Here is a 20,150-nt window from a genome sequence, read left to right on the forward strand (position 1 = left end):
GAAAACACCCCGCCCCGACCGGCACCGCCGTGCCTAGAGTCCCGTACGTAAACCTGGGGAGGGGGCGCTCATGCGCAAGGGGGTCAAGGTCGCCATCGTCGGCGGGGTGTTCACCGTGATGGTGGGCGGCGCCGGGTACGGGGCCTACAACATCGTGTCGGCCGTCACGGGGGACGGCGGTTCGTCGTCGCTGGGCGGGTCGCAGGCCAAGCGGACCGGGCCGCCGACGGGCGACGAGATCAAGGAGACGTCGCACAAGTTCCTGTCGGCGTGGTCGAAGAACGACCCGGACGAGGCGGCGCACTACACGAACAACGCCGACGGCGCCCTGGCGGCGATCGAGGGCTGGCACGACGAGGCGTTCATCACGCGCACCGTGCTGACGCCGGGCAAGGCGGTCGGCGCCAAGGTGCCGTTCAAGGTGAGGGCCACGGTCACCTACGACAAGAAGAGCCGGACGCTGGAGTACGCGTCGTCGCTGACGGTCGTACGCGGCGAGACCACGGGCCGCGCGCTGGTCGACTGGGAGCCGTCCGTGCTCCACCCGGACCTGCGCAAGGGCGACAAGCTCGTCACCGGTGAGGCGGCGGCGCCCCCCATCGAGGCCGTGGACCGCAACGGGGCGGTGCTGACCGCCGGGAAGTACCCCTCCCTCGGCCCGGTCCTCGACCAGCTGCGCGCCAAGTACGGGGACGAGACCGGGGGTTCGCCGGGCGTGGAGACGTCCATCGAGCGGACGGCCGCCGACGGCACGACGACGACCGCCAAGACGCTGGTGACGCTCGCCAAGGGCAGGCCCGGCAGGCTCCGTACGACGATCAGCGCGAGCGCGCAGGCCGCGGCCGAGCAGGCCGTGACGAAGTTCCCCAAGGCCGCCGTGGTGGCGGTGAGCCCGACGACCGGCGGGGTCCTCGCGGTCGCCAACCACGGGTACGGGGAGTTCAACGCCGCGTTCTCGGCGAACCGCGCGCCCGGCTCCACGATGAAGATCATCACCGCGGCGGCGCTGCTCGACAACGCTGTCCTGCCGTCGATGAACGCGAAGGCGCCCTGCGCCGACTCGGTGCTGGCGCTGGGCCAGACCTTCCACAACCTCAAGGGCATGGCGCCGGACGCGAACGCGACGCTCAGCAGCAGCTTCCAGCGGTCCTGCAACACCTCCTTCATCAAGCTCTCCGACGACCTGGGCGCCGACAAGTTCGCGGCCGAGGCGACCCGGCGGTTCGGGCTCGGCAAGGACCAGGACTGGCAGACCGGCATCCCGTCCTTCGACGGCAACGTCCCGGTCAACGGCGACTCGCAGGACCCGGCCGGGATGATCGGCCAGGGCAATGTGCAGATGAACCCGCTGAACATGGCGTCCGTCACCGCGACCGCCATCACCGGCACGTTCCGCCAGCCGATCCTCGTCGCCCGCGAGTACGGCGACCGCAAGCTGGCCACCGCGCAGGGCCTGCCGGCGCCGACCGTGGCCCAGCTCAGGGCGATGATGCACGCCACGGCGACCTCGCCGATCGGCACGGCCACCCAGGCGATGGCCGGGGTGCCCGGGGTCATCGGCGCCAAGACGGGCTCGGCGGAGAGCGACGGGCAGGCGGTGTCCGACTCCTGGTTCACCGGCTACCGAGACGGGGTCGCGACCGCCGCCGCGATGGTGGAGAACGGCGGTCACGGGGGTACCGCGGCCGGTCCCATCGTGGCGACGGTGCTGAAGAACGCCGGGTGAGCAGCGCCCCGTAAGGGGCGCGGGGAACTGCGCGCGCAACCACACGAAACCGCAGGCGCGTCTGCGGCGTTCTCTACTACGGCGGGTACCGCTTGTTCGTGGCTGGCCGCGCAGTTCCCCGCGCCCCTGGCGGGGCTAGGCTTACCGTCCGCTACACCCCCGGAGGAAAACGTTGGGCACCAGAGGCAAGCGCCCCGAACCGGCGGCGCGCCGTAACTTCAACGCCCTGGTGATCGGCGGCGCCGCGGTCGTCGCCGTCGTCGGAGCCGGCGTCGGCGCCTACGTCCTGATGGAGGGCTCCGGGAGCCGCGACGGCAGCTCGGCGTCGGCCGACGAGAAGCCGAGGATCAGGACGGGCCCGCCCTCCGCCAAGGAGATCCGCACGGCGGCCGACGGCTTCCTGACCGCCTGGCAGCAGGGCGACGCGGCGAAGGCGGCCGCGTACACCGACGACGCGGCGGCCGCCGAGAAGGCGCTCACCGGCCTCACCAAGGACGCCCACCTCACCGGGGTGAAGCTGACGCCGGGGCAGCGGACGGGCACGAAGGTGCCGTTCCACGTGACGTCGACGGTCGCCTACGACCCGAGCGCGTCCGACAAGGGCAAGGCCGGCACGGGCGAGAAGCTGAGCAAGCCCCTCGCCTACGACTCCTCGCTCACGGCCGTGCGCCGCAAGCGCGACGGCAAGGTGCTCGTCGGCTGGCAACCGTCCGTCCTGCACCCGGAGTTGCACGACGGCGACCGGCTCGTCACCGGCGAGGCCGGCGATCCGCCGGTGAAGGCCGTCGACCGGGACGGCGGCGAGCTGGACGTGAAGAAGTACCCGTCGCTCGCCACCGTCGTGGACGGGCTGCGCGAGAAGTTCGGCAAGACCGCGGGCGGCACGGCCGGTGTCGAACTGCGCATCGTGCGCAAGGCGTCGTCGAAGAAGAACGCCCAGCCGGACAAGACCCTGCTCGCCCTCTCCGAGGGCACGCCCGGCAAGGTCACGACCACGCTCTCGCCCACGCTCCAGGCGGCGGCCGAGAAGCAGGTCGCCTCGCGCAAGCGGGCCTCGGTGGTGGTGATCCGGCCGTCGACCGGCGAGATCCTCGCCGTCGCCAACTCCAGCCCGGGCTTCAACACGGCCTTCCAGGGCTCCCTGGCGCCTGGCTCGACGATGAAGGTCATCACCTCGTCGCTGCTCCTGGAGAAGGGGCTGGCGGGGGTGGACAAGGAGCACCCGTGCCCGAAGTACTTCACGTACGGGCACTGGAAGTTCCAGAACGACGACAAGTTCCAGATCAAGAACGGCACGTTCAAGGCCAGCTTCGCCCGGTCCTGCAACACGGCCTTCATCAGCCAGGCGCCGAAGCTGGACAATGACTCGCTGACCAAGCAGGCGCAGCAGGTCTTCGGGCTCGGCATGAACAACTGGGCGGTGGGCGTGTCCAGTTTCGACGGCTCGGTGCCCGTGCAGTCGGACGCGCAGATGGCCGCCTCGCTGATCGGGCAGGGCGGCGTGCGGATGAACCCGCTGAACATGGCGTCGGTCGCGGCGACCGTGAAGAACGGCACCTTCCACCAGCCGTACCTCGTCTCGCCGGACGTCGACCACCGCACGCTCGCGAAGGCCTCGCGCTCGCTGTCCGCCAAGACGCTGGCGGATCTGCGGGAGCTGATGCACTACACGGCGGTCGCGGGCACGGCCGTCGAGCCGATGTCCGGGCTCGGCTCCGACATGGGCGCGAAGACCGGCTCGGCGGAGGTCGACGGACAGAAGCAGCCGAACGGCTGGTTCACGGCGTACCGCGGTGACCTGGCGTCGGCGGCCGTGGTGCAGGCGGGCGGCCACGGCGGCGACTCGGCGGGCCCGGTCGTCCGGCAGATGCTCCTCACCGGCGGCTGACACCGGCCGTCGGAACCGGGTCGCGTGGGCGGTGCACGGACTACTAGCGTGCCGCCCATGACGTCCTCCACCGAATCCGCCGGACCCCGTACCGCCCACCCCCGCTTCGCCGAGGCGGTGACCTCGATGGGCCTCGCCGACCTCCTGCCGCGCGTCCGCTCCTTCCCCGAGGGCGCCCGCACCGCGCAGGAGGCGGCGGACGCCATCGGGTGCGCGCTCAGCCAGATCTGCAAGTCGCTGATCTTCGCGGCGGACGGCGTGCCCGTACTGGTCCTCATGGACGGCGCCTCCCGGGTCGACGTCGAGCTGGTCCGGCGCGAGCTGGACGCCGCCAAGGTGACCCGCGCCAAGGCCGACGTGGTGCGGGAGTTCACCGGGTACGCGATCGGCGGCATCCCGCCCTTCGGGCACGCGAACCGGACCCGGGTGCTCGCCGACCGCTCGCTGCTCGCCCACGACACCGTGTGGGCGGCGGCCGGCACCCCGCACACCGTCTTCCCGATGGCACCCGCCGACCTGATCGCGCACGCGGGCGCCACGGTCGTGGACGTACGGGAATGATCCCCTAGGCCGACGTGCCCTTGAAGCCCGTGTGGACGGCGGTGAGGCCGCCGTCGACCGGCAGCACCACCCCGGTCACCCACGCGGCGTCCCGGGACGCCAGGAACGCCACGGCCGCCGCGATGTCCTCGGGCTCCCCCACCCGCCCGAGGGGATAGAGACCCCGTACGGAGTCCGGGTCGCGGCCGCCGTCCGCCCAGGCCCGCGTGCGGACCGTCCCCGGCGCCACGAGGTTGACCCGCACACCGCGCGGGCCCGCGTGCCCGGCGAGGGTGCGGGTCAGCGACGCCAGGCCGGCCTTCGCGGCGCTGTAGGCGTGGTTGCCGAAGTCCTGGATGCCGTTCACCGAGCCGATGTTGACGATGGCGCCGCGACCGGAGGCGACCAGGTGCGGGAGGGCGGCGCGGCTGCACCGGTAGGCGCCGGTGAGGCTGAGATCGAGGTCGCGGGCCCAGCCCTCGTCGTCCTCGTCCTCGAACAGCGGGGCGTCGGCGTGGCAGCCGTAGGCGTTGTTCACCAGGACGTCCAGCCGGCCGAAGGTGTCGACGGCGTGCGCGACGGCGGCCCGGACGGAGTCCTTGTCGCCCACGTCGCAGCCGAACTCCTGTGCTTCACCGCCCTGTTCGCGGATCTCTGCGGCGGTCTCGCGGGCGCCGGGGAGGTCGATGTCGGTGACGAGGACGCTCGCGCCCTCCGCGGCGAGCCGCTGGGCGACGGCGGCGCCGATACCGCGTCCGGCGCCGGTGACCAGGGCCGCGTGTCCCTCGAAACGTGTCATGGCCGGGACGCTACCCGGGACATCCCCGAGAGATCCCTCAGGGTCCGCTACGGGATCAAGCAGGGCCTGCCCGGATCGAGTTGGGGCGGCGGCGCGCACAGACTCGGCGCATGACCTCACCTCGTAGCGCATACGTCGTCGCCCCCGCCCTGTTCGGCGCGTACGGCGTCATCCGGCTCCTCGACGGCCTGGACGGCACCAAGGGCCCCGGGCTCGCCTGGACCACCGGGCACCTCTGCTTCCTCGTCGGGCTCGGCTTCTTCGTGCGGGCGTTCGCCGCGATGCGCGCGGCGGCTGGTCGCTCCGACCGCTGGGCGACGGCCGGTCTGGTGGCCGCCGTCGCCGGATCGTTCGCCCTCGCCGTGCAGTTCGGCGTGGACATCGTGACGGGCCTGATGGCCGCCGATCACGCCGAGATGGGCCGCCTGTCGGACACCTTCGGCTCGCTGCCGGGCGCCGAACTCGCCTTCTACGCCGTCGGCCCGATGTTCTTCTTCGTCGGCCAGGTGATCCTCGCCGTGCGCCTGTACGCGCTGCGCAGACTGCCGGTGTGGGCGCCGTGCCTCGTCTTCGCCGCCTCGCTGCTGCCGCTGACCACCAAGGACCTGATCCCGCTCGGCGCGGTGCTCCTGCTGCTCGGCTACGCCCCGCTGTGGCGGTCCGGCGCCTCCCGTACGGCCCTGACCAGCGCCTGAGCGCGCGGGTCGGCGGTGACGCCCGTGCGCATCCCGTTCGTCACATAGCCGAGGGCGATGCCGGACTCCGGGTCGGCGAGGCCGAGGGCGCCGCCGCGGCCCGGGTGGCCGAAGGAGTGCGGCGACAGCAGCGGGGAGGCGACACCGTGCAGCATGTAGCCGAGGCCGAAGCGGGACGGGACGGCCAGGACCCGGTCGGGACCCGAGGACGCCTCGGTGCGGGCGAGATGGACCGTCTCCGGGGTGAACAGCCGCCTGCCGCCGTCCACTTCGCCGATGAGCGCGGCGTAGAAGCGGGCGAGGCCGTCCGCCGTGCCGATGCCGTTGGAGCCCGCGAGCTGCCCGGCCCGGTACGCCGGGTCGTTCTCGTCCGGGGCCGGGTCGACGGACCCGAAGGCGCGGCGGGTGAGCGAGTCCGGGTCGCCGTACGCCTCGGCGATGCGGCGGCTGGGCCGCGCCCGCAGCCCGCCCGCGGTGACCGGCGCCTCGACCGGTCCCACCCGGCCGGCCCGGTGGGCCTGCGCGTCCGGCAGCCCGATCCACAGGTCGGCGCCGGCCGGAGCGGCGATCTCCCGCGCGACGAAGGTGCCGATGTCGTCCCCGGTGACCCGGCGCACCAGCTCGGCCGTGAGCCAGCCGTACGTCTGCGCGTGGTAGCCGTGGTCGGCGCCGGGTGTCCAGGACGGGGCCTGCGCGGCGACGGCCGCGGCGGCGCGCTCGGGGTCGAGGGCCTCGGCGGGGGTCAGCGGCCGGTCGAGGGCGGGCACCCCGGCGCGGTGCGCGAGCACGTCGCGGACCCGGGCGTCCTCCTTGCCGTGCGCCTTGAACTGCGGCCAGTACGTGCCGACGGGCGCGTCCAGGTCGAGGGCGCCGCGCTGGTGGAGCAGGAGCAGCGCGGCGGCGGCGACGCCCTTGGTGGCGGAGCGCAGGATCTGCGCGGTGCCGGGCTCCCAGGCGGGCCCGGTGCCTTCCACGTCGCGGGTGCCGGCCCACAGGTCGACGACCTTGTGCCCGTGCTCGTAGACGACGACGGCGGCGCCGCGCTCACCGCGGGCCGTGAAATTCTCGGCGAAGGCGGTGCGTATGCCTTCGAATCGGGGGTCCGTCGTGCCGTTCACTGCTGTCTCCACGATGGATGCAACAGGGCGCGGCACGTGATGATTCCGGGGCCGGGGGTCAGCGCCGTCCCGCCACGGAGGCCGGGTCGAAGCCGAAGGGCAGCTCCAGGCGGTGGGCGCGCATCAGGTCCTCGTCCATGAGGAGGTCGCCGGTGGGGCCGTCGGCCGCGATGACGCCGCCGCTGAGGATCAGCGCGCGCGGGCAGAGTTCGAGCGCGTACGGCAGGTCGTGGGTGACCATCAGGACCGTCACGTCCAGCGACCTGAGGATGTCGGCGAGTTCGCGGCGCGAGGCCGGGTCGAGGTTGGAGGACGGCTCGTCGAGGACGAGGATCTCGGGCTCCATCGCGAGGACGGTCGCCACGGCCACCCGGCGGCGCTGGCCGAAGGAGAGGTGGTGCGGGGGCCGGTCCGCGTACTCCGCCATGCCGACCAGACCGAGCGCCTTGTGGACCCGTGCCTCCAGCTCGGCGCCCTTCATCCCGGCGGCGGCCGGGCCGAACGCGACGTCCTCGCGGACGGTGGGCATGAACAGCTGGTCGTCGGGGTCCTGGAAGACGATGCCGACCTTGCGGCGGATCTCCGCCATGTTCCGCTTGTCGACGGGCATGCCCGCGACCTTCACGGTTCCGGCGCCGCCGGTCAGGATGCCGTTGAGGTGCAGGACCAGGGTGGTCTTGCCCGCGCCGTTCGGGCCGAGCAGGGCGACGCGTTCGCCGCGGGCGACGGAGAAGTCGACGCCGAAGAGGGCCTGGTGTCCGTCGGGGTAGGCGAAGGCGAGCCCGGACACGTCGAGAGATGCAGTAGTCACAGCATCCATCCCAGCAGACACACCACGAGCGCCGCACTCGGCAGGGTCAGCGCGTACGACCACTGCGCGCGCGACGCCGTCACCTCGTCGATCACCGGCATCGAACCCGCGTAGCCGCGGCTGACCATGGCGAGGTGCACGCGCTCGCCGCGCTCGTAGGAGCGGATGAAGAGGGCGCCCGCCGATTTGGCGAGCACGCCCCAGTGGCGCACGCCGGACGCCTCGAAGCCGCGCGACTCCCGCGCGATCCTCATGCGCCGCATCTCGTCCGTGATCACGTCCCCGTACCGGATCATGAAGGACGCGATCTGGACCAGGAGCGGCGGCAGCTTCAGGCGCTGGAGGCCGAGCAGCAGCTCGCGCAGTTCCGTCGTGGAGGCGAGCAGCACGGAGGCGGCGACGCCGAGTGTGCCCTTGGCCAGCACGTTCCACGCGCCCCACAGGCCGCTCTCGCTGAGCGAGAGGCCGAGGACGTGGATCCGCTCGCCCTCGGCGACGAACGGCATCAGCACGGCGAAGGCCACGAACGGGACCTCGATGAGCAGCCGCTTGAGCAGATAGCCGGCGGGCACCCGCGCCGCGTACGCCACCGCCGCGAGCAGCGCCGCGTACAGGGCGAACGCCCACATCGCCTCGCGGGGCGTGGAGACCACGACGACCACGAAGCAGAAGACGGCGGCGAGCTTGGTGTGCGGGGGCAGCCCGTGCACGGGCGAGTGCCCGTGCCGGTAGAGCCGGTGTGCGTGGCCCGCGCCCATGTCAGACGGTCTCCTGCGCGCGGACCTCGGTGGACGCGGCGTCGCTCGTACGGCGCCTGCGCAGCGCCCAGAAGATCCCGGAGCCCGCGACGACCGTCACGCCGACGCCGATGACTCCGGCGAGGCCGCCGGAGAGCCGGGCGTCGGTGATGTCCTTGACGCCGTAGTCGGCGAGCGGGGAGTCGGCGGAGGCGTGCTCCTTGGTCTTGCTGTCGATGCCCTTGTCGTGGGCGACCTTCTCCAGGCCGTCGGGGTTGGCGGAGGCGTAAAAGGAGACGAACCCGGCGAGGACGAGGGAGGTGAGCAGGCCGGTGATCCAGATCTTGCGGTGCGAGCGGGCGGCCACCGGGGCGGCGGGCGCGGCGGCCGGCGCGTCGACCAGTTCTCCGCCGACCTTGAGCTTCAGCGGTGCGGTCAGGCCGCGGGCGCCGTACACCAGGTCGGGCCGGACGGCGACGACCGCGCCGACGGTGAGCGCGGTGATGACGGCCTCGCCGATGCCGATCAGGACGTGGACGCCGACCATGGCGGTGGCGACCTTGCCGAGGGAGACGTCGGTCGTCCCTCCGATGGCGTAGACGAGGGTGAAGACGACGGCGGCGGCCGGGACCGACACGAGCGCGGCGGCGAAGGACGCCACGGTGATCGAGCGGCGGCCGCGCGGCAGCACCTTCACCAGGCCGCGGAAAACCAGGTAGGCGACGACGGTCGTGGTGATCGCCATGTCCGTGATGTTCACGCCGAGCGCGGTCAGGCCGCCGTCCGCGAAGAGCACGCCCTGCATGAGCAGCACGACCGAGACGCAGAGGACCCCGGTGTAGGGGCCCACGAGTATCGCGGCCAGCGCTCCGCCCAGGAGATGGCCGCTGGTACCGGCCGCGACGGGGAAGTTGAGCATCTGCACGGCGAAGATGAAGGCGGCGACGAGGCCCGCGAGCGGGGCGGTGCGCTCGTCCAGCTCACGGCGCGCGCCGCGCAGGCTGACGGCGACGGCGCCCGCGGCGACGACACCGGCGGCCGCCGAGACGGGGGCGTTGATGAATCCGTCGGGGACATGCATGGCGGAGATCTCCGGCGCTCGGCAGCTGGTTAACCGTTCGATGATAGTGCCTTGTTGCGAACCCTTCGCAAGAGCGCCCCCCGATCAATTACTTCTGGCCCGGATTGTCTGACATATGGGACATTTGACTCATGAGTGCCGACGAGCAGTACGTCGAGCAGTACGCCCGCGCCCATCTCGTCACCGGCGCCGCCGACGGGCACCGACCCGTACCGGTGGTGCTGCGCTACGACGGTGACGGCCAGGTCCGGGTCGCGCTGCCCGCGCCGGAGGGCGAGTGGACCTTCCCGCGCGAGCTGCTCGAACGCGGTCTGCGGGCACCCGCCGCCGGGGGCGACGTCCGGATCTGGCCGTGCGGCCGGGTCCAGGCGGTCATCGAGTTCCACGCACGCGAAGGGGTGGCGGTCGTGCAGTTCGACGTGAAGGCGCTGATCCGCTTCCTGCGTCGTACGTACACGGCCACCACCCCGGCGACCACTACCGGCTGATCAGGCGCTGACCAGCTCCCGGTCGCCGTCGTCGTCCTTGCCCGCGGCGCCGGAGGCCGTCTTCAGGCCCTCGCCCTCCACGTCGACGTTGGGCAGCACCCGCTCCAGCCACTTCGGCAGCCACCAGGCGCGCTTGCCGAGCAGCGCCAAGACGGCGGGCACGATCGTCATGCGGACGATGAACGCGTCGAAGAAGACGGCGATCGCGAGGCCGAAGCCGATCATCTTCACCATCTGCTCGGACGAGCCGATGAAGCCCGCGAACACCGCGATCATGATGACGGCGGCGGCGCTGACCACGCGCGCCCCGTGCCGGAACCCGGTGACGATCGCCTGCGCCGGGCGCTCCCCGTGGACGTACGCCTCGCGCATCCGGGTCACGAGGAACACCTCGTAGTCCATCGCGAGGCCGAAGACCACGCCCACCATGAAGATCGGCATCATCGACATGACCGGGCCGGTCTGCTCGACGCCGAAGAGCGAGCCGAGCCAGCCCCACTGGAAGACGGCGACGACGGCGCCGAGCGCGGCGAGCACCGAGAGCAGGAAGCCGAGCGCCGCCTTGAGCGGGACCAGGACCGAGCGGAAGACGACCATCAGGAGCAGGAACGCCAGGCCGACGACCAGGGCCAGGTACGGCACCAGCGCGTCGTTCAGCTTCTGCGAGACGTCGATGTTCATCGCGGTGGAGCCGGTGACGCTCAGCTCGGCGCCGGTGTCGGCCTTGATGTCCTTGCCCGCCGCGCGGATGTCGTGCACGACGTCCTCGGTCTGCACCGAGGAGGGCTTGTACTTCGAGACGACGCTGACGATGGCGGTGTCGCCCGCCTTGTTGAAGGTCGCGGGCGCGACGGCCGCGACCCCCTCGGTCTTCTTGATCTCCGAGACGACGTCGTCGACGGCCGCCTTCGGGTCGTCCGCGCCCCGGGCGTCGACGACCGTCATCAGCGGGCCGTTGAAGCCCGGCCCGAAGCCCTCCGAGAGCAGGTCGTACGCCTTGCGCTGGGTGGTGCTTGTGGGCTGGCTGCCGTCGTCGGGCAGGCCGAGTTCGAGCGAGGCGACCGGGACGGCCATCGCGCCCAGGCCCAGGATGCCGACGACGAGGACGGCGACCGGGCGGCGCAGCACGAAGCGGGCCCAGCGGGTGCCCATGTTGGGCTTGGCCTCGGTCTGCGTGCCGGACTCGGCGGCCTTGCGGGCCTTGCGACCGTGGACGCGCTTGCCCGCGTAGCCGAGCAGCGCCGGGATGAGGGTGAGCGCGATGAGCACGGCGATGGCGACGGTGCCGGCGGCGGCGACGCCCATCTTGGTCAGCATCGGGATGTTGACGACGGCGAGGCCGACGAGCGCGATGACGACGGTGAGCCCGGCGAAGACGACGGCCGAACCCGCGGTGCCGACCGCCCGTCCGGCGGCCTCCTCGCGCTCGCGGCCCTCGGCCAGCTCGGCCCGGAAGCGGGAGACGATGAACAGCGCGTAGTCGATGCCGACGGCGAGGCCGATCATCATCGCGAGGGTGGAGGTGGTGGAGCCCAGGTCCAGCGCGTTGGCGAGCGCCGTGATGGTCGAGACGCCGATGCCGACGCCGATCAGCGCGGTGAGCAGCGGCAGCCCGGCCGCGACCAGCGAGCCGAAGGTGATCACGAGCACGACGGCCGCCACCGCGATGCCGATGACCTCGGTCGCGCCGGTCTCGGGCATGGCCTGGAGCGCGTCACCGCCGACCTCGACGGTCAGCCCGGTCTTCTTGGCGTCGTCGATGACCTGCTGCAGCGCGTCCCGGTCGTCGTCGGTCAGCTCCATCGAGGAGACCTTGTACGAGGCCGAGGTGTAGGCGATCGTGCCGTTCTTGCTGACCGTGTTCCCCTCGAACGGGTCGGCGACGGACGCGACCTGCTTCGAGCTGGACTTGATCGCGGAGATCGTGTCCTGGATGTCCGCCTTGTTGGCGGCGTCGGTGAGCTTCTCGTGGGCGGGCGCCTTGAAGACGACCCGGGCGGTCGCGCCGTCGGCGGCCGAGCCGGGGAAGCGCTGGTCGAGCAGGTCGAAGGCCTTCTGCGCCTCGGTCCCGGGAATCGAGAAGGAGCTGGAGGCGGCGGTCGGCGCGGAGGCGGCGCCGACGCCCGCGAGCGTCAGCAGGGCCACCCATATCAGGGCGACGAAATGCCTTCGGCGGAAGGCGAGCTTGCCGAGTTTGTACAGGAAGGTGGCCACGAAGGCGTACTCCGGTCAGGTCGTGGGGTCGGGGCTCGGGCCCCCAGGGCAGGGAAAATCAGCCCGACGACGTTGAGCGGTGCGCGTCAGGTGAACGGGTCTGGGCTTCGGGAGAGCTCAGGCGACGAGGGCGGGGAGAACCACTGCGTCGATGTACGAGATGAGGTAGGCCTGGGTGGGCGGCTGCTCGTCGATGAGCGTCCGGGTGGCGAAACCGCCGATCAGCATGTGGATGATGTAGGCGCGCGCCGGGTTGTCGGCCCGCATCTCACCTCGGTCCACCGCTCTCTGCAGCACACGGTCCACACCGGACATCTCCGGTTCGACGATCCATTCCTTGAAGGCGGCGAGCAGATCGGGGTTGGCGTGCACGGCCACCATCAGGCCGCGCATCAGCGCGCTGTTCTGCTCCATGTGACAGTCGTCGTCCCGGAGCACCATCGCGTGCAGATCACCGCGCAGCGACCCCGTGTCGACCTCGTCGAAGTGCGGCTTCTGGTGCCGCAGCACCTTCACGACCAGCTCGGCCTTGCCGCCCCACTGGCGGTAGAGCGTCGCCTTGCTGGCCCGGGTCCTGGTGGCCACGGCGTCCATCGTCAGGGCGTCGTAACCGACCTCCCGGAGCAGGTCGAGCACGGCCGCGTACAGCTCGGCCTCGCGCTCGGGCGTGATCCGGCTGCGTCTCGCTGCCGCTTCGGCGACCATGACCTCACCTCTCCGGGTTCGTACGCTCTGAACATACCCCGCCCACTAACGAAACGAAACAGTTTCGTTCGTGTGCTGCGCCACACCGTCGCGCCCCGCCAGGGGCGCGGGGCCGTGCCGATGTGCGGCTCCGCCGCGTGGGCGCGACCCGCCACGACGAGAGCCGCGGACGAAGTACCCGGGTTGCCGGAGGCCATGTCGCGGAAAAGCATGAAGAGGTGATCCAGGACGACGCACCCCAGGCCTACCTACGATTCCCGCACCTGAGCGGCGAGCGATTGTGCTTCGCGGCGGAGGACGATCTGTGGATCGCGCCGCTCGACGGCTCGGCCCGGGCCTGGCGCCTCACCGTCGACCGAACGAAGGTCAGCCACCCGCGCTTCTCGCCCGACGGCACCCACATCGCGTACACGACCTGGCGCAGCCTCGACCCGGAGATCCACGTGGCACCGGTCGACGGCGGCTCGGCGCGGCGGCTCACGTACTGGGGCAGTGTCGACACCCAGGTCCGCGGCTGGACACCCCCCGACAAGGACGGCCGGGCCGACATCCTCGCCGTCGCCTCGCACGGCGAGCCCTTCTCCTACTTCACCTTCGCCTACAGCGTCCCCACCGACGGCTCACCCGGCGGCAAGCTGCCCTGGGGCCCGGTCTCCGACATCCAGATCGCCGACATCGACGGTGAGCGGCAGACCCTGCTGCTCACGGGCACGCCCCCGCACGAACCGGCCGCCTGGAAGCGGTACCGGGGCGGCGCCCAGGGCCGGCTCTGGGTGCACGGGCAGCGCGTCCTCGCCGACCTCGACGGGCACCTCGACGCCCCGATGTTCGTGGGCGGCCGGATCGCCTTCCTCTCCGACCACGAGGGCATCGGCAACGTCTACTCCTGCCGGCCCGACGGCTCCGGCCTCACCCGGCACACCGACCACGACGCCTTCTACGCCCGGCACGCCTCCACCGACGGCAACCGGGTCGTCTACCAGTGCGCGGGCGAGCTGTGGATCCTGGACTCGCTGGAGCCCGACTCCGTACCGCGCAGACTCCGGGTGCGGCTCGGCGGGCCGCGCGCGGGGCGCCGCTCCTACCAGGTCCCGGCCGCCCACCACGTCGACTCGCTCTCCGTCGACGAGACCGGCCGGGCCAGCGCGGTCGTCGTGCGCGGCTCCCTGTACTGGCTCACCCACCGCGACGGCCCGGCCCGCACCATCGCCGACACCCCGGGCGTCCGGGTACGGCTGCCCGAGATGCTGGGCTCCGGCGGACAGGTCGCCTACGTCACCGACGCGGCCGGCGAGGACGCCGTCGAGATCGCCTATCTGCCCCGGGCCAGCGGCGACCGTCCGCCCCGGCGGCTCGCCTCGGGCGGCCTCGGCCGGGTCCAGGAACTGGTCGCCGACCCCGAAGGCGGCCGCCTCGCCGTCGCCTCCAACGACGGCCGCCTGCTGCTGCTCACCGTGCCCGGCGACGGCGCCACCGAGATCACCGCCACCGGGACGACCGAGACCGCCGAGGTCACCGAGCTGATCCGGTCCACGAACGGCCCGGTCCGCGATCTCGCCTTCTCCCCCGACGGCGCCTGGCTGACCTGGTCCCACCCGGGCATCGGCCGCTCCCTGCGCCAGATCAAGATGGCCCGCATCACCGGCCCCGGCGAGCGCACGGTCGTCGACGTCACCAACGGCCGCTTCGAGGACGAGAACCCGGTCTTCACCCGCGACGGCCGCTATCTCGCCTTCCTGTCCTGGCGCGGCTTCGACCCGGTCTACGACGTGCACACCGGCGACCTGTCCTTCCCGCTCGGCTGCCGCCCCTACCTCGTACCGCTCTCCTCCGCGACGCCGTCCCCCTTCGCGCTCTCGCCCGACGGACGCACCGCCGCCGGAGGTCTCGACCCGGTCGAGGACAGCGGCGGCGACGGCACCCCGACCGTCGAGATCGAGGGCCTGGCCAACCGCGTCGTGCCGTTCCCGGTCGCGGCCTCCAAGTACTCGGCGCTGCACCCGGTCTCCGGCGGCGGCCTGGTCTGGCTGCGCTGGCCGATCTCCGGCGCGCTCGGCGAGACGTTCGCCAACCCGGCCGACACCTCCTCCCAGCCGACCCTCGAACACTTCAACCTCAGCAAGGGCAAGAAGACCCAACTCGTCGACCACATGGACTGGTTCGCGGTCAGCGGCGACGGCACCCGGCTCGTCGTCGCCGACGAGGGCGACCTCGAAGCCGTCCCCGCCACCGAGGCGGGCGACTCCGACTCCACGGTCTTCATCGACCTGCGCCGCATCCTGCACGAGGTCGACCCGGCCGCCGAGTGGCGCCAGGCCTACGACGAGGCGGGCCGGATCATCCGCGCCTACTTCTGGGAACCGCGGATGTGCGGCATCGACTGGGACGCCGTCCTCGACCAGTACCGGCCGCTGGTCGAACGGGTCGCGTCCCCGGACGAGTTCGCCGACCTGCTGCGCGAGGTCCTCGGCGAACTCGGCACCTCGCACGCCTACGTCTCCCCCGCCCGCCGCAACGAGGGCCCGCCGCACTACCAGCGCGCCCAGGGCCTGCTCGGCGCCAACTTCGTCTGCCGAGAGGGTAGTTGGGTGATCAGCCGGATCCTGCCCGGCGACTCCTCCGACTCCCGGGCCCGCTCCCCGCTGTCCGGCACCGGCATCCGCGAGGGCGCCGCGCTCACCCACGTCGACGGCCGCCGGGTCGACCCGGTCGCGGGCCCGTTCCCGCTGCTCGCCGGCGCCGGCGGCACCACCGTGGAGCTGACCTTCGACCCGGCCGAGGGCGGCGGCCGCGCCCGCCGGGTCGCGGTCGTCCCGCTGATCGACGAGCGGCCCCTGCGCTATCAGGACTGGGTCGCCAAACGCCGCGCCGTCGTACGGGAGTTGAGCAACGGCAAGTGCGGCTATCTGCACATCCCCGACCTGGGCGGCTCGGGCTGGGCCCAGTTCAACCGCGACCTGCGCATGGAGGTCTCCCGCCCCGCCCTCATCATCGACGTACGCGGCAACGCGGGTGGCCACATCAGCGAACTCGTCGTCGAGAAACTGTCCCGCAGGATCCTCGGCTGGGACCTCACCCGCAACGCCCAGGCGGTGTCCTACGCCTCCAACGCGCCGCGCGGCCCCGTGGTCGCCCTCGCCGACGAGGCCACCTCCTCCGACGGCGATATGATCACCGCCGCGTTCAAGCTGCTCGCGCTCGGCCCCGTCGTCGGCCAGCGCACCTGGGGCGGCGTCGTCGGCATGACCGGCCGGCACAAGCTCGGCGACGGCACGGCGATCACGGTGCCGATGAACGCGGCCTGGTTCCCCGAGTACGGCTGGTCGATCGAGAACCGCGGCGTCGACCCCGACATCGAGGCGCTGCGCACCCCGCTGGACTGGGCGGAGGGCCGGCACGCCCAGCTCGACGACGCCGTCGAACTGGCCCTGGACCTGCTGCGCGAACAGGGCGCCCTCACCCCGCCCGACTACACGGACGTACCGGACCGGCGCCGCCCGAAGCTGCCGCCCCGCTGAACCGGCCGCCGGGCAACGGAAATCGGGCCCCACCCGGAGTTCCGGGTGGGGCCCGACCGTGTCCGTGACGCGCTCAAGGAGCGCTCAGGACGGGCAAGCCCGTTCAGGAGTCCTGCTGGAACTTCTCCCGAGCCTGCTGCGAGCGCTCACCGGCCTCGTCCTGGGCCTGCTGAGCGCGCTCACCGGCCTGGTCCTGGGCCTGCTGCGTCCGCTCGCTCGCCTCGTCCTTGGCGCCGCCGAGCTTCTCCTTGGCCTGGTCCTGGAGCTGGTCGGCCTTGTCCTTGAACTGGTCCATGATGCCCATGCTTGTTCACTCCCGTGGTGGGTGAGGGGGATGGGGCCTCGACCAGACTGACACGGGGTGACAGGAGCCGCATTTCGATCAATAACGGACTGTGCAGGGCGGCGAAAAGCCCAGGTCAGCGGTCCCGCACCGATTCGTCGGCAGCCCCGCCAGCCCCCACCAGACCCTTCGGCACATGACCGAGCCGCCCCTCGAACCGCCGCATCTCGCGCTGCCCGACCGTCCCGATCAGCGCGGGCAGGTACCCCCGGATCCCCTGCATGCCGCGCAGCCACCACTGCGCGTACACGTGCGAGGACCGCCGCTCGACACCGTCCACGATCCGGTCGACCGCCGGGCCCAGCGGATACGTCTTGTTCGACGGCCACGGCAGCCGCTGGCGCAGCTCGCGCATCACGTCGTCCTGGTCCGCGCCGCGCACCATGTCCGTGTCGGTCCACGACAGATAGCCGACGCCGACCCGTACGCCCTTGTAGCCGACCTCCGCGCGCAGGCTGTGCGCGTACGCCTCCACGCCCGACTTCGACGCGCAGTACGCGGTCATCATCGGCGCCGGAGTGATCGCCGCGAGCGAGGCAATCTGGAGCAGGTAACCGCGCGACTCCATCAGGACGGGCAGGAAGGCGCGGGCGGTGACCGCGGACCCGATGAGGTTGACCTCGATGACGCGCCGCCAGGAGACCGGGTCGGAGTCCACGAACGGACCGCCGGTCGCCACCCCCGCGTTCGCCACGACGATGTCGACCTTCCCGAACCGCTCCTTCACCTCCTGGGCGACCCGCGCCATCGCCTCGTGATCGGTGACATCGGCATGCCACCAGTCGGCGTCGGAGTGCAGCCGCCCCGCGACCTGCTTCAGCTCGTCCGGCTCCAGACCGACCAGCGCGATCTTGGCGCCCCGCGCCGACAGCTTGCGGGCGAGCAGCTCGCCGACCCCGCGCGCCGCGCCCGTGACGACCGCGACCTGACCTTCGAGACTGACCTTGCTCATGCGGCGTCCACCCCTTCCTGATCCTGCTCCACCTGTGTCGGTATGTACGTGCGGGACAGCTCCCGGATCCTCCCGGTGACCGCCTCCGGTGCCTCGATCGGCGTCATGTGGCCGAGCCCCGGCAGCTCGGTCAGGCCCACGCAGTTCGGCAGCGCCTCCGCGATCCGCCGGGCGTGCACGACGGGGGTGAGCCGGTCCGCGGTCCCGGCGAGCACGGCCACCGGCATCGTCAGCGCCCGCACCCCCTCGTCGACCTGAAGCTCTTCGAGCACCTGCGACCACCCGTACCGCACGTCGCGCGGGCACGCGTGCACGATCCGCGCGCACGCCTCGACCTTGTCCGGCGCCGAACCGGGCCCCATGGTCCCGTACCGCAGCACCTTCTTGCCGACCGGCGTGACCGGCCCGAGCGGCGCCTTCGACCCCAGGATCGCCCGGGTCAGCCGGGTCCGCAGCGCGCCAGGACCGAGCAGCGGCACCACGGTCGACTCCGCCACCAGACGCGAGCTGCCGGTGCTGCACAGCAGCAGCGCCGCCGCGTGCTCGGCGAGCTTCGCCCGGCCCGCGGCGGCCATCAGCGTCATCGCGCCCATGGAGTGCCCGACGAGCACGGCCCGCTGCCCCGGCGCGAGCGTCGCGGCAAGCACCGCCTCCAGGTCGTCGGCCAGCATGCCGGTGGTGTACGGGAGTTGAGGGGAAGCCGGACTGCGGCCGTGCCCGCGCTGGTCGTACACGATGACCCGGTGGTCGGTGGCGAGCGCCCGCGTCTGCGCCGCCCAGAAGGCGGTCGAGCAGGTCCAGCCGTGCGCGAGCACGACGGCGGGCGCGTCGGCGGGCCCGTGCACCTCGACGTGGAGCCGGGCGCCGTCCGCCGAGGTGACGGTCAACTCGTCGACGGCCACGGGCGGGGCGTACGGTCCGGTCCGCACGTGCGTCAGGCGGCTCATGCGGCGCTCACCTCGGCCTTCTTCTTCGTACGGGACTTCTTCGACGCCGCTTCGACGGGCGGCCGCACCACCTCGTACTCGCCCACGTCCACCCGGCGCGTGGCCTGCCGGAACTCGGTCGTGGTGCCCGGCCACACCGTCGTGTTGCGGCCGTTCTCGTCCAGGTACCAGCTGTCGCAGCCGCCGGTGTTCCACACGGTGCGCTTCATCCGGTCCTGTACGCGGTTGTTCCAGCCGGCGACGGCGGTCTCGCGCGGGGTGAGCGCGACGCGGCCGCCGAGCACGGTCAACTGCCGCATGTAGTCGGCCAGATAGTTCAGCTGGGCCTCGATCATCAGGATCATCGAGGAGTTCCCGAGCCCGGTGTTCGGGCCGATGATCGTCATGAAGTTCGGGAACCCGGCGGCCGTGGCCCCGCGCAGCGCCGCCATCCCGCCCTTCCAGCTCTCGGCGAGGCTGACCCCGTCCGCGCCGACGACCCGCTCCGCGATCGGCATGTCCGTGACGTGGAACCCGGTGCCGAACACGATCGCGTCGACCTCGGCCTCGGTGCCGTCGGCGGCGACCAGGGTGTTCCCGCGGATCTCGCTCAGACCCGACGCGACGACATCGACGTTCGGCCGGGCCAGCGCCGGATAGTAGGCGTTGGAGAGCAGGATGCGCTTGCAGCCGATCCGGTAGTCGGGGGTCAGCTTGGCGCGCAGCGCCGGGTCCTTGATCGCCCGGTGCATGTTCCGTTTGGCGAGCTGCTCGACCATGCCCAGCTCGTTGGGCCGCTTGGTGAACGCCTGGACCTGCAACTCCCTGATGCCCCAGAGCAGTCCGCGCCGCGCCTGCGTGGTGAACGGCAGCTGACGGTGCAGCCAGCGCTCGGCCCTGGTGATGTTCCGGTCGGCGCGCGGCATGACCCACGGCGGCGTCCGCTGGAAGAGGGTGAGCCTCCCGACCTCCTTCTGGACGGCGGGCACGATCTGGATCGCGGACGCGCCTGTCCCGATCATCGCGACGCGCTTGCCGCGCAGGTCGTAGTCGTGGTCCCAGCGCGCGGAGTGGAAGACCTTGCCGGGGAAGGTGTCGAATCCCTTGATGTCCGGGATCTTCGGGTCGGACAGCGGCCCGGTCGCGGAGACGACGACATCGGCGGTGAGCGTCCCGCTCGCGGTGTCGAGCTCCCACCACAGCTTCTCGCTGTCCCAGCGTGCCTGCTTCACCTCGGAGTCGAAGCGGATGTGCGGGCGCAGCCGGAAGGTGTCGGCGACCCCTTCCAGGTACTCCTGGATGCGCTCCTGCCCGGAGAACGTCCGCGGCCAGTCCGGGTTCGGGGCGAACGAGAACGAGTACAGGTGCGACGGCACGTCACAGGCGCAGCCCGGGTAACTGTTGTCCCGCCAGGTGCCGCCCACCGTGCCGGCCCGCTCCAGGACCACGAAGTCGGTGATGCCCTCGCGGCGCAGTCTGACCGCCGCGCCGAGCCCGCCGAACCCGGATCCGATCACCGCCACCCGTACGTGTTCATGCTCGGTCATCCCGGCGCCTCCCTGGCCGTGCGACTCTGCCAGTGAACACTGGCACAGTCAGGAGCGTAGAG

At 72.0% G+C, this 20,150-nt stretch carries 17 protein-coding genes; 6 read left to right on the top strand and 11 right to left on the bottom strand.

All coding sequences use genetic code 11. The features are described 5' to 3' along the window. Positions 1–70: 70 nt before the first annotated feature. The 3 genes from ABII15_RS16490 to ABII15_RS16500 all read left to right on the top strand — a co-directional run bounded on the left by ABII15_RS16490 (position 71) and on the right by ABII15_RS16500 (position 4,175). A complete protein-coding gene (locus tag ABII15_RS16490; RefSeq protein WP_353943083.1) occupies positions 71–1,726 on the top strand; it encodes a penicillin-binding transpeptidase domain-containing protein in 1,656 nt (551 codons plus the stop codon). Positions 1,727–2,015: 289 nt separating this feature from the next. Beyond that, positions 2,016–3,614, top strand: coding sequence for a penicillin-binding transpeptidase domain-containing protein (locus ABII15_RS16495; protein WP_353947085.1), 1,599 nt, complete (start codon positions 2,016–2,018; stop codon positions 3,612–3,614). A gap of 57 nt (positions 3,615–3,671) precedes the next feature. Continuing rightward, positions 3,672–4,175, top strand: coding sequence for a YbaK/EbsC family protein (locus ABII15_RS16500; protein ID WP_353943084.1), 504 nt, complete (start codon positions 3,672–3,674; stop codon positions 4,173–4,175). A gap of 4 nt (positions 4,176–4,179) precedes the next feature. On the opposite strand, the gene ABII15_RS16505 is transcribed toward ABII15_RS16500, so the two are convergent. Then, positions 4,180–4,953, bottom strand: a complete 774-nt coding sequence (locus ABII15_RS16505) for an SDR family NAD(P)-dependent oxidoreductase (RefSeq protein ID WP_353943085.1) — start codon at positions 4,951–4,953, stop codon at positions 4,180–4,182. Positions 4,954–5,063: 110 nt separating this feature from the next. Between ABII15_RS16505 and ABII15_RS16510 the strand changes: the two genes are divergently transcribed. Continuing rightward, entirely contained in the window at positions 5,064–5,648 is a 585-nt protein-coding gene (locus tag ABII15_RS16510) for a hypothetical protein (RefSeq protein WP_353943086.1), read from the top strand. Here the strand turns inward: ABII15_RS16510 and ABII15_RS16515 are convergent. The 4 genes from ABII15_RS16515 to ABII15_RS16530 are packed head-to-tail and all read right to left on the bottom strand — an operon-like array spanning position 5,594 to position 9,395. After that, complete coding sequence (locus tag ABII15_RS16515; protein WP_353943087.1) at positions 5,594–6,778, bottom strand: serine hydrolase domain-containing protein; 1,185 nt, start codon at positions 6,776–6,778, stop codon at positions 5,594–5,596. The two genes, ABII15_RS16510 and ABII15_RS16515, sit on opposite strands and share 55 nt — an antisense overlap. 46 nt (positions 6,779–6,824) lie before the next feature. Continuing rightward, a complete protein-coding gene (locus ABII15_RS16520; protein ID WP_353943088.1) occupies positions 6,825–7,586 on the bottom strand; it encodes an ABC transporter ATP-binding protein in 762 nt (253 codons plus the stop codon). Further along, positions 7,574–8,335 carry a cobalt ECF transporter T component CbiQ gene (gene cbiQ / locus ABII15_RS16525; protein ID WP_353943089.1) on the bottom strand — a complete coding sequence of 254 codons (762 nt, stop codon included), beginning with the start codon at positions 8,333–8,335 and terminating at the stop codon, positions 7,574–7,576. The genes ABII15_RS16520 and cbiQ overlap by 13 nt, the downstream gene beginning before the upstream one ends. A gap of 1 nt (position 8,336) precedes the next feature. Next, positions 8,337–9,395, bottom strand: a complete 1,059-nt coding sequence (locus tag ABII15_RS16530; RefSeq protein WP_353943090.1) for an energy-coupling factor ABC transporter permease — start codon at positions 9,393–9,395, stop codon at positions 8,337–8,339. Between the two features lie 131 nt (positions 9,396–9,526). On the opposite strand from ABII15_RS16530, the gene ABII15_RS16535 reads away from it, so the two are divergent. After that, the gene (locus ABII15_RS16535) at positions 9,527–9,883 is read left to right on the top strand and encodes an SsgA family sporulation/cell division regulator (protein WP_353943091.1); all 357 of its coding nucleotides are present in this window, start codon (positions 9,527–9,529) and stop codon (positions 9,881–9,883) included. On the opposite strand, the gene ABII15_RS16540 is transcribed toward ABII15_RS16535, so the two are convergent. Together ABII15_RS16540 and ABII15_RS16545 are read right to left on the bottom strand one after the other, a co-directional pair. Beyond that, complete coding sequence (locus ABII15_RS16540) at positions 9,884–12,097, bottom strand: MMPL family transporter (protein ID WP_353943092.1); 2,214 nt, start codon at positions 12,095–12,097, stop codon at positions 9,884–9,886. It abuts the gene before it with no gap. Between the two features lie 117 nt (positions 12,098–12,214). Continuing rightward, the gene (locus ABII15_RS16545) at positions 12,215–12,802 is read right to left on the bottom strand and encodes a TetR/AcrR family transcriptional regulator (protein WP_353943093.1); all 588 of its coding nucleotides are present in this window, start codon (positions 12,800–12,802) and stop codon (positions 12,215–12,217) included. Positions 12,803–13,020: 218 nt separating this feature from the next. Here ABII15_RS16545 and ABII15_RS16550 point away from each other — a divergent pair, with 218 nt between their 5' ends. Beyond that, positions 13,021–16,320 carry a S41 family peptidase gene (locus ABII15_RS16550; RefSeq protein WP_353943094.1) on the top strand — a complete coding sequence of 1,100 codons (3,300 nt, stop codon included), beginning with the start codon at positions 13,021–13,023 and terminating at the stop codon, positions 16,318–16,320. 103 nt (positions 16,321–16,423) lie between these two features. On the opposite strand, the gene ABII15_RS16555 is transcribed toward ABII15_RS16550, so the two are convergent. From ABII15_RS16555 to ABII15_RS16570, 4 genes are all read right to left on the bottom strand, one after another. Beyond that, complete coding sequence (locus ABII15_RS16555) at positions 16,424–16,624, bottom strand: hypothetical protein (protein WP_353943095.1); 201 nt, start codon at positions 16,622–16,624, stop codon at positions 16,424–16,426. Between the two features lie 115 nt (positions 16,625–16,739). After that, on the bottom strand, positions 16,740–17,615 hold the full coding sequence (locus tag ABII15_RS16560) for an SDR family oxidoreductase (RefSeq protein WP_353943096.1): 876 nt from the start codon (positions 17,613–17,615) through the stop codon (positions 16,740–16,742). Beyond that, entirely contained in the window at positions 17,612–18,562 is a 951-nt protein-coding gene (locus tag ABII15_RS16565) for an alpha/beta hydrolase (protein WP_353943097.1), read from the bottom strand. Before ABII15_RS16565 ends, ABII15_RS16560 begins: the two co-directional genes overlap by 4 nt. Beyond that, on the bottom strand, positions 18,559–20,088 hold the full coding sequence (locus tag ABII15_RS16570) for an NAD(P)/FAD-dependent oxidoreductase (RefSeq protein ID WP_353943098.1): 1,530 nt from the start codon (positions 20,086–20,088) through the stop codon (positions 18,559–18,561). The genes ABII15_RS16565 and ABII15_RS16570 overlap by 4 nt, the downstream gene beginning before the upstream one ends. Positions 20,089–20,150 lie beyond the last annotated feature (62 nt).

The sequence above is a fragment of the Streptomyces sp. HUAS MG91 genome, assembly GCF_040529335.1.
Classification (GTDB): domain Bacteria; phylum Actinomycetota; class Actinomycetes; order Streptomycetales; family Streptomycetaceae; genus Streptomyces; species Streptomyces tabacisoli.